A 16,402-nucleotide genomic window follows, 5' to 3' on the forward strand; every position below is an offset into this window, starting at 1 on the left:
AACTGGGTCGAAATCGGACAATTCAGCCGGAAAAATGCAGAGAGCCGTTGGCTCTCTGCAGAGGTCGATCAGCCGAAGACGCGGCGGAAGATCGTATCGACATGCTTGGTGTGATAGCCAAGATCGAACTTTTCGCGGATTTCCGCTTCCGGCAGGGCTGCACGGACTTCCGCGTCAGCCAGTAGTTCCTCGAGGAAGTCCGCACCTTTTTCCCAAACCTTCATGGCATTGCGCTGTACCAGACGGTAGCTGTCCTCACGCGATACGCCAGCCTGGGTGAGGGCCAGAAGCACGCGCTGGCTCATCACCAGGCCGCGGAACTTGTTCATGTTCCTCAGCATGTTTTCCGGGTAGATCACCAGCTTTTCGATGACGCCTGCCAGACGGTTGAGGGCGAAGTCGAGGGTGATTGTCGTATCCGGGCCGATAGTGCGCTCGACGCTGGAATGGCTGATATCGCGCTCGTGCCAGAGGGCAACGTTCTCCATCGCGGGAACGACCGACATGCGCACCAGACGTGCAAGGCCGGTCAGGTTTTCGGTCAGGACCGGGTTGCGCTTGTGCGGCATGGCCGACGAGCCCTTCTGGCCCGGCGAGAAGAATTCTTCTGCTTCCAGAACCTCAGTGCGCTGCATGTGACGGATTTCGGTGGCAACGTTTTCGATCGAAGAGCCGATGACGCCGAGTATTGCGAAGAACATCGCATGACGGTCGCGCGGGATCACCTGGGTGGAGATCGGTTCGGCGACGAGGCCGAGCTTTTCGCAGACATATTCCTCGACGTACGGGTCGATATTGGCAAAGGTGCCGACAGCGCCGGAGATTGCGCCGGTGGCGATTTCTGCGCGGGCGGCGACCAGACGGGCGCGGTTGCGGCTCATTTCGGCATAGAAGCGGGCAAAGGTCAGGCCCATCGTGGTCGGCTCGGCATGGATGCCGTGGCTGCGGCCGATGCGAACCGTATCCTTGTGTTCGAAGGCCCGGGTCTTCAGGGCTGTGAGCACGCGGTCGAGATCGGCCAACAGCAGATCGGCCGCGCGCACCAGCTGGATGTTCAGCGTTGTGTCGAGCACATCGGACGATGTCATGCCCTGATGGACGAACCGGCTGTCGGGACCGATGAATTCGGCCAGATGCGTCAGGAAGGCGATGACGTCATGCTTGGTGACGGCTTCGATCTCGTCGATGCGTGCGACATCGAAATTGGCAGCGCCGCCTTTTTCCCAGATCGTCCTGGCGGCGTCCTTGGGGATGACACCGAGCTCAGCCAGCGCGTCGCAGGCATAGGCTTCGATTTCGAACCAGATGCGAAATTTGGTTTCCGGCGACCAGATGGCCACCATTTCCGGCCGGGAGTAACGGGGGATCATGGGCTTTCAGCTTTCGTCACGATGGGAGTTGGCTGAGCCTCTAGCAAAGATAGACGGCAATCTCAACGTTGCTGTTCAGGCATCCGGTAGGCCAGCCACAGGCTGGTCAATGCGAGAGCGGCGAATCCGAGCGGCAAATAGAGACGAATGCCCATGACGATGAACTGATAGATCGCGCTCGCAGAGGTGAACGTGAATTGGTAGACCCAGGTGCCGGTGCCGAAGGGTGCGTGCCAGCGGGCATAGAAAATCCGGTAATCGAGGGCAAAAAGAATACCCGTGGCAACGATGGTGCAGACGGTCAGACACAGGAAGAATGCCGCAAAGCGGGTCTCCCGGCCCCTGCCGATGGCGCCGAAACGGCCAAGCAGCAATGCGAATGGCCAGGAAACCAGACCACCTGCGAAGAACAGGACAAGAATACCGGACAGGTGCGAGGTCTCGGCGCCGTTGCGCAAATAGAGCGCTGCGAGTGCCGACACGGCCATCATCACACCCCACAAAGGCGCACCAATCAGAGTTTCCCAGAGCCCCGGCACAGCCTCACGGAGCCGCTGTGCCACTTTCTGCGTCAGACCTCGCTGTTCGTTCGTTCCGCCGTGCCTGGGTGCACTCATGGCGTCATTGAAGCCGGAACCGCGATCCAGCGGCCGTCAGCGCCTTCGAAGCCGAGGCTCAGCACCTGGACGAGGGCGACATGCACCGGCTCGCCCTCCAGCGGATTGAACACCATCACACCGCCGATACGATAACCCAAGGGGCATTTTCGGCTGTCTGGAATTTTCGTGTCGGCGTGCAGGACGCGGTTGGATGCCTTGCCGTCCTCTGTCTGAAAGGTGAGGCGAAAACCGGTCGATTGCGGCGTGGCGTCCTTGCATTGTGCCGACGGCGGTAGGGGAATGTCATCGAGCGACAGTGTAAAATCGCCGCCGACGGGCGGTTGGACGGCATATTGCCGGTAGGTCAGGCGATGGGCGTCGCCATCGACCTCCGTCACTGGATTGAAGGCGGCCATCAGGCCGGGATTGGCGCCAAGATCGAATTTTTCGACAAACGGAGCAGCTTTTGCGGCAGTTTGCGCTCGCACCTTGGCAAGGCTGGTGTTTTCTTCATCGATGCGCAGCCGGATCGGCGTTCCGGCCAGAAACGTGTCGTTGCGGGTATCTATGAAAAAGATGTTCGAATAGGGAAATCCGGAGCCATCCTGAACGCCGTATTCCTCGAAGGCAAAGATGCTGCCATCCGCGGAAAAGCCGATCGGTTGGAACGAGGCGAAATCGCCAGCGCAGGCAGCGCCGGCAAAAAATGCCGAGGCAAGCAATGTCGCCGCTATCCGGCCCGGCAATCTCATCCGCGGCCTCCTTCTGCGTTGCTGCGCAAGGTATCGATGGTTTTGCGGTAGGCATCGACATGACCGCCGCTGAAGATCGCCGAACCGGCGACGAAGACATTGGCACCGGCGGATGCCGGAAGTGCGATCGTATCCAGCGCGATGCCGCCATCGACCTGAATGTCGATCGGCCGGTCGCCGATCATCGCCTTGATGCGGCGGAGCTTCTCTTCCATGGCCGGAATGAACTTCTGGCCGCCGAAACCCGGATTGACCGTCATCACCAGAACGAGATCGATCTTGTCGAGCAGATAGTCGAGAACGCTCTCGGGCGTTGCCGGATTGATCGAGACACCGGCTTTCTTGCCGAGCGCCCTGATCGCCTGAACCGAACGGTCGAGATGAGGGCCTGCTTCCGCATGCACGGTGATGCTGTCGCAGCCGGCTTTCGCAAAGGCTTCGAGATAGGGATCGGCCGGTGCAATCATCAAATGGCAATCGAAATAGGCGTCGGTATGCGGCCGCAGCGATTTGATGACGTCGGGGCCAAACGAGATATTCGGAACGAAATGGCCGTCCATGATGTCGAGATGGATCCAGTCGGCACCGGCGGCAACGACGTCGCGCACTTCCTGTCCGAGTTTGGCGTAGTCAGCCGCGAGAATGGAGGGGGCGATGCGGATAGGCAGGGGCATGATAGGGGGCTCCAACTGTTTTGCGGGCAATAGCATCGCTTTTCGCGGCAAACAACAGATCTTGCCGCGTCACCATCGCGCAGAGTCTAGATTTGCTTCGCCCAAATGGGAAGCAGATCGTTTTCCTGAGCTGTCGCATCATGCACACCACGGGCGATTGCACGGGCCATGGTGGATGCCGCCGCAGCGCCAAGCTCGATGAATTCGTCAAGCGAAATGGTCTTGCCGCTCGTTCCGGTCGCCAGCGAAAAGACCAGGTCACCGTCAAGCGGCGTGTGCGATGGCCAGAGTGCACGGGAAAAACCGTCATGCGCTGCGATAGCCAGCCGTTTTGCTTCAGCTTTGGTCAGGACCGCATCGGTGGCGATGACGGCGATCGTGGTATTTTTCGTTTCGCTCTGATTGCCGCGGAACTTGATCCGCAGATCGCGGGCGTCTTTCGGAAACGGATGTGGCATCCCAAGGCCACCGAATTCTCTATCTTCCTCGAACGGTGTCGACCAGAAATGCCGTGTGTCGCCGATCGTGGCGGACCCGAGTGCATTGACGGCGACCAGCGCGCCGACGGTAATGCCGTTGTCTAGGATGGTCGAGGCCGTGCCGAGCCCGCCCTTGAACGTGGCCGTCAAAGCGCCCGTTCCTGCTCCTGCGCTGCCGGTCGAAAACTCCAAGGCCGCTGCCTGCACGGCTGCATATCCAAGCTCGCGATAAGGAGGATAAATTCCCCAGTCCTTGTCGCCACCATTGATCAGGTCGAACAGGATGGCGCCTGGAACGATCGGGATATGCAGGTTGCCGACGGGAAAGCCGCGACCCATCTGGCGCAGGGCGGCCTGCGCGCCGGAGGCCGCATCGAGCCCAAAGGCCGAGCCGCCCGACAGAACGATGGCATCGACTGTCTGCACCGTGTTGTGCGGCTCCAGCAGATCGGTCTCCCGCGTACCGGGGGCGCCACCCAGAACCTGGACGGCGGCGATAGCCGGTTGATCGCAGACGACGACGGATACGCCGGATTTCAGACGATGATCCTCGGCATTGCCGACCTTGAGGCCGCCGACATCGGTAATCGCATTGCGCGGCCCGGTTCGCATCATGGGCTTCCAGAAACTGCCGGAGCGGTGATGAACCGGTTGTTTTGCCATTCCAGCAGGCGATAGGGGTTTTCTGCCAGCTCGTGGTTTGCGTTGAAGCGAAGGGAGCCGAGAGCGGTCTGGTAAGGGCCCTTGGCAAGTGCATCCAGCACCGGGCCGCCATCCTTGCCTGCCTGCTCCTTCGCCTGCTCCAGCAGCGTCACAGCCGCAAATGCAGGAAGCACATAGCCCTCGGGAAGCAGCTTTGCCGCCGTCATGGCATCAACCGTACCCTTGGCGTCTGGCAGAGTGGCATAATCGGGCAGAGACACGGCAAGAACCCCATTTGCCAGAGGAACCGGCAGGTTTGCCGCAGCGAGCGCCTCACCACCCATCAGCGTCAGCGCCACCTGTTCGGACGCGGCGTCGCGGGCGATGATGGCCGTATCGGCGCGGTCTCCACCGGTAAACACATGCGTCGCGCCGCTCTTGGCAAGTCGGCGGACAAGGCTGACCTGCTGTTCCTGGGCGGGGCGATAGGTATCGGAGAAGGTTGGGGTGAGGCCGACTTTGGCCAGCGCGCCGCGCACGCTTTCCACCAGTTCGCGCCCGTGAATCGTCCCGTCCTCGATCAGTCCCAACGGCTCGTTCTTCCAGCGCGACAGAATGATTTCGGTCACCTTGGCCGCTTCGGCCTTGGCGCTTGGTACCAGCCGGAAGAACGGCCATTTCTTTTTCAGTGCGTCTTCCATCAGGATATCGGAGCGCACGCTCAGCGTCAGCGCCGGAATACCGGCCTCGGCCAATGCCGGCAACGCCGCCTCCAGGCTTTCCGTACACAGAAAGCCGATCGCTGCCTCGGCGCCACTGGCGAGCAGTGCCTTTGTCAGGCTCTCGGCATCCTTCGCTTCGCAGGTTTCCGGGATGGCGATGATTTCCGAGCCACGATCCTCCGCCTGGAAGCGGGCACCGTCCAGCATCTGTTGTCCAAGCAGCGCAAACGGCCCGTCCGCCGGGGCGACGACGGCGATCTTCAGGCCCGCAGCCAAAGCGGGGGCGGCGTGCACCGATCCGGCAATAACAAGGCTGGCAAAAATCGAACGAAACATGCGCTTATCCAGTTGAGAACGCCCATGTTTTAAAGATGTGGCCGCAGGGGTCAAAGGAAAAGATCGGAACAGGCGCCGGAGGGATGGCAATTGCCGTAAATGACGAAGAAAAACCGGACAATGGGTTTCATATTTCGGCGCAATCTCTATGTGTTAAAAACCTACATCGATCTGGAGACTGCCGTGTTGGACAAGACCCAACTGGACCCGCTGACCTACCGTGATGCCATGAGCCGGCTGGCTGGGCATGTGCATATCGTCACGGCGGCCCATGAGGGCGTGCGGCGCGGCGTGACGATCACGGCCGCCTGCTCGGTCTCCGACGATCCAGCGACATTACTCGTCTGCCTCAACGGCGCCAATCCGCGCAACGACATCTTTTCTGAAAGCGGCAGCTTCGCGCTCAATCTTCTCGGTGCCGAGCAGTTGGACCTCGCTCATGTCTTCTCCGGAAAGAATCATGTCGATCCGTCGGAGCGTTTCTCTCACGGCACCTGGGGCGAGCTGAAGACCGGTGCGCCGATCCTGAACGAGGCTGTAGCAGCATTCGATTGCCGACTGATCGATATCAAGACGGTCGCCACGCATATCGTCCTGTTCGGCCAGGTCGTTGCCGTCACGCTCGGTCAGCAGAAACCGGCGCTCGTCTATCTGGACCGGGACTACCGCACGTTATAGATTTCCTCCCAAGGGAGCTGGGCAAACATGACGACATACGCGAATGGCGCATTGCCCGCCTCTATCGCCGAGACCATGGAGATGCTGGAATCCGGCGATTACCTCGCCGGAACCGCACTTTCGACCGTGCTGTTCCTGTCGCTCAGAATGAAGCGTCCGCTGTTTCTCGAGGGCGAGGCCGGTGTCGGCAAGACGGAGATCGCCAAGGTTCTGGCAAAGACGCTCGACCGGCCGCTGATCCGCCTTCAGTGTTACGAAGGCCTCGATATTTCCTCGGCCGTCTACGAGTGGAACTATCCGGCGCAGATGCTGGAGATCAGGCTGTCGGAAGCCGCTGGCACAGCCGATCGCCAGAAAATCGAGAGCAACATCTTTTCGGAGAAATACCTGATCAGGCGCCCGGTGCTGCAGGCCATCTCGGCCGAGGCCGGCAAGGCGCCGGTGTTCCTGATCGATGAACTTGACCGCACCGACGAGGCATTCGAGGCTTTTCTGCTTGAGGTCCTGTCTGATTTTCAGGTGACCATTCCGGAACTCGGGACAATCCGGGCGCAGGAGCCACCCATCGTCATCATCACCACCAATCGCACCCGCGAAGTCCATGACGCATTGAAGCGCCGCTGCCTTTATCACTGGGTCGACTACCCAAAGGCTGCGCAAGAATTGGAGATTATCCGCCGAAAGGTGCCGGGCTGCAACGAGCGCCTGTCCCGCGAAATCGTCGGTTATGTTCAGAGACTGCGAACGCTTGATCTGTTCAAAAACCCGGGTGTTGCTGAAACCATCGACTGGGCGACAGCGCTGACCGAGCTTGACCGTCTGGCACTCGATCCGGAAACCATCTCCGATACGCTCGGTACGCTCTTGAAATACCAGGATGACATCGCACGGATCGATGGTGGCGACGGCCGCAAAATCCTCGCTGACGTCAAGGCCGAACTTCTGGCGGCGGGGTGATGCCATGGTAGCGGCTGCCCGGACGAATGACGGCGCCATTTTACCACCCTTGCCTGAGGGCGACGGGCGATTTTCCGACAATATCGTTTTCTTCGCCCGTGCCTTGCGAAAAGCCGGGCTGAAAATAGGTCCGGGGGCGGTTGCCGACGCGATCGAAGCCGTTGCGTTGATCGGCATCGGGTCCCGCGACGAATTCTATGCAACGCTGCAATCGATTTTCGTCAAGCGCCATGAAGATCAGGCGCTGTTCGACGAAGCGTTCCGGCTGTTCTGGAGGTCGCGAGACCTGATTGGTAAGATGATCGCGATGATGTCGCCGGTGGCGCCCGATTCCCGTGAGAAGGCTCCGCGTCGCGCAGGCGAAGCCCGCATCAGCGATGCCCTGTTTGCCGATCGCGATGCGCAACGGCCGGTGCGGGATGAACCGGATATCGAGATCGATGCGCGGTTTACGGCGTCCGGTACGGAATTGCTGCGCCGGGCGGATTTCGCCCAGATGTCGGCAGCCGAGATTGCTCTGGCGAAAAAGGCTCTGTCAGCACTGGTCCTGCCGATGGATGAAGTCAAGACGCGCCGCTTTCGCACGTCGCACCGGCCGCGCCGCATCGATCCGCGTGCGACGATGCGCGATGCGATGAAAACCGGCGGTGATCTCATTCTTCCACGGTTTCGGGAACAGAAGACCATCCATCCGCCGTTGGTCGTCCTTGCCGACATTTCCGGCTCGATGAGCCAATACACCCGCATCTTCCTGCATTTCCTGCATGTGCTGACCGAAAAGCGCCGCCGGGTTCACACGTTCCTGTTCGGCACCCGGCTGAGCAACGTGACCCGGCAAATGAAGAACCGCGACCCGGATGTGGCGATGGACGATTGCATCCGCGCCGTCAGCGACTGGTCCGGCGGCACGCGGATTGGCGAAACCCTGCATGAATTCAATCGTCTCTGGTCGCGCCGGGTGCTGGGGCAGGGCGCGATCGTGCTTTTGATTACCGACGGGCTGGAGCGCGACGATATCGGCGAACTGGAAACGGAGATGGACCGGCTGCACCGGTCGTGCCGCCGTCTGATCTGGCTCAACCCGTTGCTGCGTTTCGATGGTTTCGAGGCGCGGGCGCGGGGCGTTCGTGCCATGCTGCCGCATGTTGACGAATTTCGCGCGGTGCATAATCTTGAAGCGGTGTCCGATCTGGCGCAGGCTCTTTCCGGAAAAACATCACGCGATGCCGATCCACGCCGTTTCATATCCCGGCGATAGAGCAACAGGAGGAAGCATATGCTGGGCCAACCTCTTTACCCCGATCCGCTGACGGTTGCCGAGGAGTGGCAGGCCGGCGGACGCGGCGTTGCCATCGCGACTGTCATCGAAACCTGGGGCTCGGCGCCGAGACCGGTCGGCAGCCATCTGGTGATTGATTCTCAGGGTAATTTTCACGGCTCGGTTTCGGGCGGTTGCGTCGAGGGGGCGGTGATAGTCGAGGCTGCCGAGGTAATCACGTCCGGTACGGCACGGGTTCTCGAGTTTGGTGTTGCCGACGAGACCGCCTGGCGGGTTGGCTTGTCGTGCGGCGGCCGTATCCGCATCTATGTCGAAAGGCTGGGATAGGCGATGTTGCTGGAGCATCTGCACAAGTTGAACACGGCGCGAGACGCGCGGCTGGCAACGGTGACGATCACGCCGCTTGACACCGGAGAGGCCCGGCTTTTCCTGGAGGGCGAAGCGCATGATCCATCCGTAGCGCCATCCATAGAGGCGGCACTGCGCACCGGAAAATCAGGTATGGTCGAGATCGACGGACAGGCTGTGTTCGTCAACGTCTATTTGCCGCCACCGCGGATTGTCGCGATTGGCGCGGTCCATATCTCACAGGCGCTTGCCGTCATGGCCGATATCGCCGGGTTCGATCTTTCGATCATCGATCCACGCAGCGCCTTTGCAACGCCGGAACGTTTCAAACAGACAAAGCTCCTTGCCGAATGGCCGGAAGATGCGCTCCGGCATACGCCACTCGATGCCTATACGGCGCTGATCGCGGTCAGCCACGATCCCAAGATCGATGATTTTCCCTTGGCAAAAGCGCTTGAATCCGGGTGCTTCTATGTCGGCGCGCTGGGAAGCCGCAAAACCCATGCACGCCGGGTCGAGCGGCTGACAAAGCTGGGTGTGGACGACAAGAGCATCGCCCGTATCCGCGCGCCGATCGGTCTTGATATCCGCGCGTCCAATCCGGCAGAGATCGCTGTCGCCATCCTTGCTGAAATCATCCAGACGCTGCGGACGCGAGATGTGGCGGCTGGGCGAGGGCCTGCCGCATGAAGTTTGGCCCGGTTCCGGTCGCCGATGCGCAAGGCGCGGTTCTCGCTCATGCAGCCAAGCTGCCCAATGGACGCCTTTCCAAAGGGCATGTTGTCTCCGCCGCCGACATATCCGCGCTACAGGCGGCGGGGTTCTCCGAAATCATCGCCGCCCGCCTGGAGCCGGGCGATCTTATGGAGGACGAGGCGGCCTCACGGATAGCGGCAGCGATCGAGCGCGACCACCTGACGTTTTCGCAGGCGGCAACCGGGCGGATCAATATTCACTCTGCCGTCGATGGCCTCTTCTGCGCGAACCGCTCCATCGTCGATCGGCTCAACCGCATTGATCCGGCCATCACGCTCGCCTGTCTTGCCGATCACGTGCCGGTGCGGTCCGGCGACATGGTGGCGACGATCAAGATTATCCCGCTTGCCGTTTCAGGACGGTTTGTCGAGGATGCTGCAGTGCTTCTTCGGGGCGAGCATGCATTTAGCGTCAAGCCGTTCGCCGCACGCCGCGTCAAGTTGATCGCAACGATGCTGCCATCGCTGAAGCCCAGCGTCATGGACAAGACGCGCCAAAACCTTGAGGCGCGATTGCGGCTGTCGTCGAGCATCCTGGTGCAGGAGCAACGCGTGCCGCATACCGCTGAAGCTGTGGCGGCCGCCATTCGACAAGGAATAGAACGGCACGAAATGGTTATCGTGTTTGGCGCTTCGGCCGTAGCCGACGCAGATGATGTGATTCCTGCGGCGATACGGCTTGCTGGCGGTGCCGTCGATCATGTCGGCATGCCTGTCGATCCCGGCAATCTGCTCGTTCTCGGCCGGGTTGGCGATATCCCGGTGATCGGTGCTCCCGGCTGTGCCCGCAGTCCGAAGGAGAACGGTTTCGACTGGATCCTGAACAGAATATTAGCCGACGAATGGCCGACGATGGATGATATTACCGGTCTCGGTGTCGGTGGGCTGCTGATGGAGATACCGACGCGCCCCTTGCCGCGTGCACTGACCGGTTCCGAACCCAAGGATGTTGCCGTCGCGGGCGTGCTGCTTGCCGCCGGCCGGGCTTCCCGCATGGGGGAATCAGGGCAACACAAGCTTTTGGCGGAGTTTGAGGGCGTGCCGCTGGTGCGTCGCGGTGCGCAGACGGCACTTCAAGCTGGCGTCCGCCACGTTTTCGCAGTTACCGGTCACCGGCAGACGGAAATTCGTGCCGCACTGGCTGGGCTTGACGTCATCACCGTTGAAAATACCGATTATGCGATGGGCATGGCCTCGTCATTGATTGCCGGGGTGAACGCCGCAGGCAATGATTTTGATGGGCTGCTGGTCATGCTGGCGGACATGCCGTGGGTTTCGGCTGAAGATCTTGCTGCGCTGATTTCCGCATTTAAGGCCGGGCAGGGCCTCACGATCGTCCGCGCCATGTCGGCCGGGAAGCGCGGCAATCCGGTCATCCTGCCGCGATCGACATTCGAAGCGATCCGGCAGTTGCAGGGCGATGTCGGTGCGCGGCATATCATCGAAACCTGCGGGCTGCCGGTGATCGATGTCGATATCGGCCCGGCTGCGCATCTTGATCTCGACACACCGGAAGCGATCATCGCTGCTGGTGGTATATTGAAAGGCTGATGAGAATGGACAATGCGGCAATCGAGGAGATGTTTTCGGCCCTTGGCCCGGTGACGGTCAAACGCATGTTTGGCGGCAAGGGTATCTATTTCGAGGGCCGGATTCTGGCGCTGGAGGTGAGCGGAGACATTCTTTTGAAGGCAGACACTGAGAGCGCCGGGGAGTTCGAGGCGGCTGGCAGCTCACAGTGGAGTTACGACGGCAAAGGAAAGCTGGTGAAAATGCCCTACTGGTCCATCCCGGAAGAAGCCTTCGATGATCCAGACGAGATGGCTCGCTGGGTCCGCCTCGCCTATGAGGCCGCGTTGAGGGCTAAGAAGTAGCAAGCGCCCGCAACGCCTGCACCGCATCCTGGGCGAACAGCGACAGTGGCTGCGGCAGATCATCGAGAGGATACCAGCCGATTTCGGAGAGTTTGTCGGGTTCCGTCAACTGCGGTTCGCCGGAGAAATCGTCGGTGACATAGATCAGCGAGATCCAGTGCTGCCGGTCGGCTTCGATCCGTTGCTCGCTGAGGCAGAGAAACTGGGCCGAATGGATTTTTAGTCCGCTTTCTTCTTCCGCCTCACGGCGGGCGGCGTCGGCTGCCGGTTCCATATGCTCGACCTTGCCACCGACAATGCTCCAGTGACCGGCTTCCGGCGCTTTCAAACGCTTGCAAAGCAAAAGCTTGCCGTCATTAAAGACGGCAAGCCCTGATCCCACACCGGGAAAATCTATGCCTGGATATGCCATGCGATGCTTGAAGGCTCAGGCCTTGCCGGCAATCAGCATGAAAGCCGGGATATCGTCGCCGAAGCCGACCGGCGTCGGGCCGTCGTCCTGATCGCGGCGATAGCGATTGCGGCGATCGCGGTTGTCGTCATTGGCAGGATTCGGCTGAGGAGCAGGACGGTTGCTGTTACGGCCGGCATTCTGCGGTTTCGTTTCTGCCTTGCGTTCTGATCTCACAGGTTCTGCCTTTGCTACTACCGGTTCGGGGGGGGCTGCTATGACTGCCGGACTATCGTCTGATTTGATGTCCGATTTGTGACTGGAGACGGGGCGGGGAGCGTGGTCACGATCCCGGTCGTTGCGCCGGCCACCGCGCTTGCCGTCACGGCCGCCGCGATCGGGCTTGCTGCTCTCATGGCTTTCCATCGGAGCGGGCAGGGCGGAGAGGTCGCCGTTCAGCCATTCGATCTTCTTGTCGATCAGCTTTTCGATAGCGTCTGTAAATTTGGTATCGCGCTTGGAGACCAGCGTGAAGGCAGCGCCAGAGCGGCCGGCCCGGCCGGTACGGCCGATGCGGTGGACATAGTCTTCCGCATGGATAGGCACGTCAAAATTGAACACATGGCTCACATCCGGAATGTCCAGACCGCGGGCGGCGACGTCGGAGGCAACCAGCAGCGTGATGGCATTGTCCTTGAAGCCCGCCAGCATTTTCGTGCGCGAACTCTGATCCATATCGCCATGCAGAGCGCCGACCGAGAAACCGTGGCGCGAAAGCGAGCGGTAGAGTTCAGCAACATCAAGCTTGCGATTGCAGAAGATGATCGCGTTCTTCAGATCATCCTGTTTCTGGATCAGATCGCGCAGCACCGCGCGCTTTTCGTAATCCTTGCTGTGTGTCGCGACCAATCGCTGCGTCACGGTCGTTGCCGTGGAAGAGCGAGTAGACACTTCGACGCGCTCCGGGTTCTGCAGAAACCGGTCTGCCAGTTTCTGAATTTCCGGCGGCATGGTGGCCGAGAAGAACAGTGTCTGGCGGGTGAACGGGATCAGCTTGGCGATGCGCTCGATATCGGGGATGAAGCCCATGTCGAGCATGCGGTCTGCTTCGTCGATGACGAGGATTTCAACGCCGGTCATCAAAAGCTTGCCGCGTTCGCAATGGTCGAGCAGGCGGCCTGGCGTGCAGATCAGCACATCGGCGCCACGCTCAAGCTTGCGGTCCTGCTCATCGAAGGACACGCCGCCGATCAACAGTGCAACATTGAGCTTGTGGTTCTTGCCGTATTTTTCAAAATTCTCGGCGACTTGAGCTGCCAGTTCGCGCGTCGGCTCAAGAATGAGCGTGCGCGGCATACGAGCGCGAGCGCGGCCCTTTTCCAGAAGCGTCAGCATCGGCAGCACGAAGGATGCCGTCTTACCCGTGCCCGTCTGGGCGATGCCCAGAATATCACGCCGCTGCAAGGCCGGCGGAATTGCGCCTGCCTGGATCGGTGTGGGGATGGTGTAGCCCGCATCTGTCACTGCGGTAAGAACTTTTTGGCTCAGGCCAAGGTCTGAAAAAGTGGTCAAAGGGAAATCTGTTTCCGTTCCGGTTCGGTCGAACACTGGTCAATCGGCGCATACTTTAACTGCCGTCGCTGGGGCTCTTAGTCCCATAGGCAGACAAAGTCAAGAAAACCGGTGGTTTGAACGGCGAAAGAGTCAATAATGGACTGCCAACAACAGGATAGCAGAAAAATGCCTGTCGTTACGTCAAGAGTACGCCCAAGGCCATCAAGTTCAATTGATGTAGTGGCTGAGCTTAATGCCTGCGGTCAAAAACCGCATCGGATCCACGGCCTCACCATTGAGCCGCACTTCATAATGCAGGTGAGGACCTGTCGAACGCCCCGTGCTCCCCGAACGGGCAATGGCCTCGCCCGTGGTAATCCTGTCACCGACATTGACAAGAACGCTCGACAGGTGAGCGTAGCGGGTGGTGATCCCGTTGCCATGGTCGATCTCGACCATATTGCCGTAACCGCCGGTCTTGCCGGCGGTGATTACAGTACCCGGTGCAGTTGCCAGAATCCGTGTTCCGGTCGGGGCGCGAAAATCGATCCCGGCATGCAGCGCCAACCTGCCAAGGAACGGATCGAGGCGATTGCCGAAGCTGCTGGTAATCTCACTGGCCGGGGACGGATTGTTGAACGGCAGCTTTCTGGCCTGACTGCGCACGCTTTCGAGGCGGCCAAGCGCAGTATCGAGCCCAATCAGGGAGTTGTCGAAGGCCTCTGTCGTTTCCGGCTCGACAAAAGGGCCGCCAATCGCGTCGCTGTCTCCAGCAACGGTTGCTGTTTCTACAGCCTTGTCGGCAGCGACCTTCACACCGGTGCGCGCAAGAATGGTCATGATGGCATCGGTGGCTTCCGAGGCGCCGGCGGTCAGGCTATCGATGCGGGTTTTCTGTTCCTGCTCGATATCCTTGAGCGACAACGTTACCTTCGAAAAGAGCCGGTCGGCCCGGTCGGACATGGCCTCCTTTCCGCCTGATGCGGATTGCGGTGCATAGGCCAGCGCCATTTTCTGCTGAGGTGCCTTATTGCCCAGGCCCATCAATCGTTCGATGGCCTTGAGGCCACCACTGGCGTCGGCGCGCTTTTCGTAGGACAAGGGTGTTGTCTCGGACGGCTGAACTTCTTTTTCTGCGATTCCAGATTCTTCGGCGCGGTCGAGCAATGTTCCGAGACGGCCATGGCGCGATGACAGTGCCATCTGCTGCTGCAGTAACTTCTCGACCTTATCCTCCACCACTTGCTGATCGAGGAGTTGACGGCTGGTGACGCGGTCGACCTGCGCACGCAAAGCTGCGATCCGGTCTTCGTATTCGTACTGCATACGCGCCTGGCGGGCCATCGTGCCGCCTATCAGGTCATCGCGCAGCACAAGATAGGAGGTTGCGGCGAGATAGCCGATAGAAAAAACAGAAACGAAACAGACGGAAAGAGCTGCCATCCAGGGCTGGACAGTCATGTGGCGAACTTTATCGCCGCTTGCCAGAATGATGATGTGCTTTTGTGCGCGCTTGCCGAAAACCTGGTTTTCCGTAGACACCAACTCACCCCCAACGCGTGCGATTCTGCCCGTCTTGATGGGATTGATTAGATACTGTTAAGGTTAATAAAGCCTTGCTGAGAGGGGTTTGCGATGACCTTTCAGGTGTTTACCGAGGCCGTCATCGATCGATAGAATGATGGTGTCAGGCCAGCTTCGGCGCGGGCGATGTCGTTGAACGGTGCTTTCAGCGGTCCCCGAAAATTGGCCCTGACCAGAGCCTGAAATGCCGCTGCCGGGTCTTTCTTCTGCCGGGCGCAGAGGAAACGGAACCATTTGGCGCCGACAGCCACGTGGCCCTTCTCATCCTCGTAGATGACGTCGAGCACTGCAGCGCTTTCCAGGTCACCGGCATCGCGCATCTTCGCCTGCAGGGCGGGCGTTACGTCAAGGCCGCGCGCCTCGAGAATCAGCGGTACCACTGCCAGTCGCGCCGTGAGGTCGTTGCGCGTATCATGGGCTGCCTGCCAGAGCCCGTCATGGGCCGGCAGGTCGCCATAGTCGGCACCAAGCTGGCGCAGGCGATCACGCACCATGCGAAAGTGCTTGGCCTCCTCGAAGGCCACCTTCATCCAGCCGTCGAAGAATGAATGCGGAACGGGTTCCGTGGCAAATCGGGCGACGATATCAAGCGCCAGATCGACGGCATTGAGCTCGATATGGGCGATGGCGTGAAGGAGGGCGATGCGGCCTCTATCGGTGGTCAAAGCCCGTTTTGGCATCTGCCTCGGCGGTATCAACTCCGGTTTCTCGGGCCTTCCGGGCCGGTCAGGCACGGCCATATCCAGTGGTGAGCGCAGCGACAGGGTCCGTTCGCTCCACCGGCGTGCCGTTTCCTGGGTCAGCAGCGTCTTGATGTCGAGATCAGCAGCGCGGATTGCGCGGACGGCCCCGTCACGAAGGCTGCGTATCGCCGGAAGGCTTGTCATCGTCACACGTTTCCGTTCGCTAGACTTTTCGCTGCCGCCAGTACCTCTTCGGCATGACCGGCAACCTTCACCTTTGGCCAGATGCGCCGGATGAGGCCGTCAGGTCCGATAAGCAGCGTTGTCCGCTCGACCCCCATATATTTCCGGCCGTACATGCTTTTTTCGACCCAGACGCCATAGCTGTTCAGCACCGCCAGATCCTCGTCTGATGCGAGAATGACCGAGAGATCGTACTTCTTGGCGAACTTGTCGTGCTTCTTTACCGAATCTGGCGACATGCCGATGATCACTGTGCCAACTGCAGAAAACTCGGTCAGTAGCCCGCTAAACGCAATGGATTCGGTGGTGCAGCTGCTGGTGTCATCCTTCGGGTAGAAGAACAGCACGATAGATTGTCCCTTGAAATCCGACAGCGAGACAGTTCCGCCGCCGTCACGGGGCAGGGTAAAGTCCGGTGCAATTGCGCCTTCGGTCAGGTTCGCCATGGTTATTCCTTTATTCTGGGGCATGTGCCGCAAAAG

General features: G+C 60.1%; 18 protein-coding genes. 7 read left to right on the forward strand and 11 right to left on the reverse strand.

Annotation, left to right across the window (positions count from 1 at the left end; genetic code table 11):
• Positions 1-68 precede the first annotated feature (68 nt).
• The 6 genes from purB to R6X40_RS05405 form a co-directional block, all read right to left on the reverse strand.
• Entirely contained in the window at positions 69-1,370 is a 1,302-nt protein-coding gene (gene purB, locus R6X40_RS05380) for an adenylosuccinate lyase (RefSeq protein ID WP_318411662.1), read from the reverse strand.
• 62 nt (positions 1,371-1,432) lie between these two features.
• Positions 1,433-1,987 (reverse strand): hypothetical protein, encoded by a 555-nt coding sequence (locus R6X40_RS05385; protein WP_318411663.1) that lies wholly within the window; start codon positions 1,985-1,987, stop codon positions 1,433-1,435.
• Positions 1,984-2,721 carry a DUF2259 domain-containing protein gene (locus R6X40_RS05390; protein WP_318411664.1) on the reverse strand — a complete coding sequence of 246 codons (738 nt, stop codon included), beginning with the start codon at positions 2,719-2,721 and terminating at the stop codon, positions 1,984-1,986. Before R6X40_RS05390 ends, R6X40_RS05385 begins: the two co-directional genes overlap by 4 nt.
• The gene (rpe, locus tag R6X40_RS05395; RefSeq protein ID WP_318411666.1) at positions 2,718-3,395 is read right to left on the reverse strand and encodes a ribulose-phosphate 3-epimerase; all 678 of its coding nucleotides are present in this window, start codon (positions 3,393-3,395) and stop codon (positions 2,718-2,720) included. Before rpe ends, R6X40_RS05390 begins: the two co-directional genes overlap by 4 nt.
• Positions 3,396-3,481: 86 nt before the next feature.
• Complete coding sequence (locus tag R6X40_RS05400; RefSeq protein ID WP_318411667.1) at positions 3,482-4,489, reverse strand: P1 family peptidase; 1,008 nt, start codon at positions 4,487-4,489, stop codon at positions 3,482-3,484.
• Positions 4,486-5,574, reverse strand: coding sequence for a branched-chain amino acid ABC transporter substrate-binding protein (locus R6X40_RS05405; RefSeq protein ID WP_318411669.1), 1,089 nt, complete (start codon positions 5,572-5,574; stop codon positions 4,486-4,488). Before R6X40_RS05405 ends, R6X40_RS05400 begins: the two co-directional genes overlap by 4 nt.
• A gap of 120 nt (positions 5,575-5,694) precedes the next feature.
• Here R6X40_RS05405 and R6X40_RS05410 point away from each other — a divergent pair, with 120 nt between their 5' ends.
• From R6X40_RS05410 to R6X40_RS05440, 7 genes are read left to right on the forward strand one after another with little or no spacing between them, the layout of a single operon-like run.
• The gene (locus tag R6X40_RS05410; RefSeq protein ID WP_412178331.1) at positions 5,695-6,252 is read left to right on the forward strand and encodes a flavin reductase; all 558 of its coding nucleotides are present in this window, start codon (positions 5,695-5,697) and stop codon (positions 6,250-6,252) included.
• 27 nt (positions 6,253-6,279) lie between these two features.
• Positions 6,280-7,209: a MoxR family ATPase gene (locus R6X40_RS05415; protein WP_318411670.1), complete on the forward strand. Its 930-nt coding sequence runs from the start codon at positions 6,280-6,282 to the stop codon at positions 7,207-7,209.
• 4 nt (positions 7,210-7,213) lie between these two features.
• Positions 7,214-8,467: a VWA domain-containing protein gene (locus R6X40_RS05420; protein ID WP_318412363.1), complete on the forward strand. Its 1,254-nt coding sequence runs from the start codon at positions 7,214-7,216 to the stop codon at positions 8,465-8,467.
• Between the two features lie 18 nt (positions 8,468-8,485).
• Complete coding sequence (locus R6X40_RS05425; protein WP_318411671.1) at positions 8,486-8,815, forward strand: XdhC family protein; 330 nt, start codon at positions 8,486-8,488, stop codon at positions 8,813-8,815.
• A 3-nt stretch (positions 8,816-8,818) separates the two neighbouring features.
• Positions 8,819-9,526 (forward strand): XdhC family protein, encoded by a 708-nt coding sequence (locus R6X40_RS05430; RefSeq protein ID WP_318411673.1) that lies wholly within the window; start codon positions 8,819-8,821, stop codon positions 9,524-9,526.
• On the forward strand, positions 9,523-11,142 hold the full coding sequence (locus R6X40_RS05435; protein ID WP_318411674.1) for a molybdopterin-binding/glycosyltransferase family 2 protein: 1,620 nt from the start codon (positions 9,523-9,525) through the stop codon (positions 11,140-11,142). The genes R6X40_RS05430 and R6X40_RS05435 overlap by 4 nt, the downstream gene beginning before the upstream one ends.
• Positions 11,143-11,147: 5 nt before the next feature.
• Complete coding sequence (locus tag R6X40_RS05440; RefSeq protein WP_113550070.1) at positions 11,148-11,465, forward strand: TfoX/Sxy family protein; 318 nt, start codon at positions 11,148-11,150, stop codon at positions 11,463-11,465.
• Here R6X40_RS05440 and R6X40_RS05445 read toward each other — a convergent pair.
• From R6X40_RS05445 to R6X40_RS05465, 5 genes are all read right to left on the reverse strand, one after another.
• Entirely contained in the window at positions 11,455-11,877 is a 423-nt protein-coding gene (locus R6X40_RS05445; RefSeq protein WP_318411676.1) for an NUDIX domain-containing protein, read from the reverse strand. The genes R6X40_RS05440 and R6X40_RS05445 overlap by 11 nt on opposite strands.
• Positions 11,878-11,892: 15 nt before the next feature.
• Positions 11,893-13,428: a DEAD/DEAH box helicase gene (locus R6X40_RS05450; protein ID WP_318411678.1), complete on the reverse strand. Its 1,536-nt coding sequence runs from the start codon at positions 13,426-13,428 to the stop codon at positions 11,893-11,895.
• A 210-nt stretch (positions 13,429-13,638) separates the two neighbouring features.
• Entirely contained in the window at positions 13,639-14,955 is a 1,317-nt protein-coding gene (locus tag R6X40_RS05455) for a M23 family metallopeptidase (protein WP_318411679.1), read from the reverse strand.
• 98 nt (positions 14,956-15,053) lie between these two features.
• Positions 15,054-15,881: a ferritin-like domain-containing protein gene (locus tag R6X40_RS05460; RefSeq protein ID WP_318411681.1), complete on the reverse strand. Its 828-nt coding sequence runs from the start codon at positions 15,879-15,881 to the stop codon at positions 15,054-15,056.
• 2 nt (positions 15,882-15,883) lie between these two features.
• Positions 15,884-16,366 carry a peroxiredoxin gene (locus R6X40_RS05465; protein ID WP_318411683.1) on the reverse strand — a complete coding sequence of 161 codons (483 nt, stop codon included), beginning with the start codon at positions 16,364-16,366 and terminating at the stop codon, positions 15,884-15,886.
• Positions 16,367-16,402 lie beyond the last annotated feature (36 nt).

It is taken from the genome of Rhizobium sp. PL01, from assembly GCF_033447125.1.
GTDB lineage: Bacteria > Pseudomonadota > Alphaproteobacteria > Rhizobiales > Rhizobiaceae > Pararhizobium.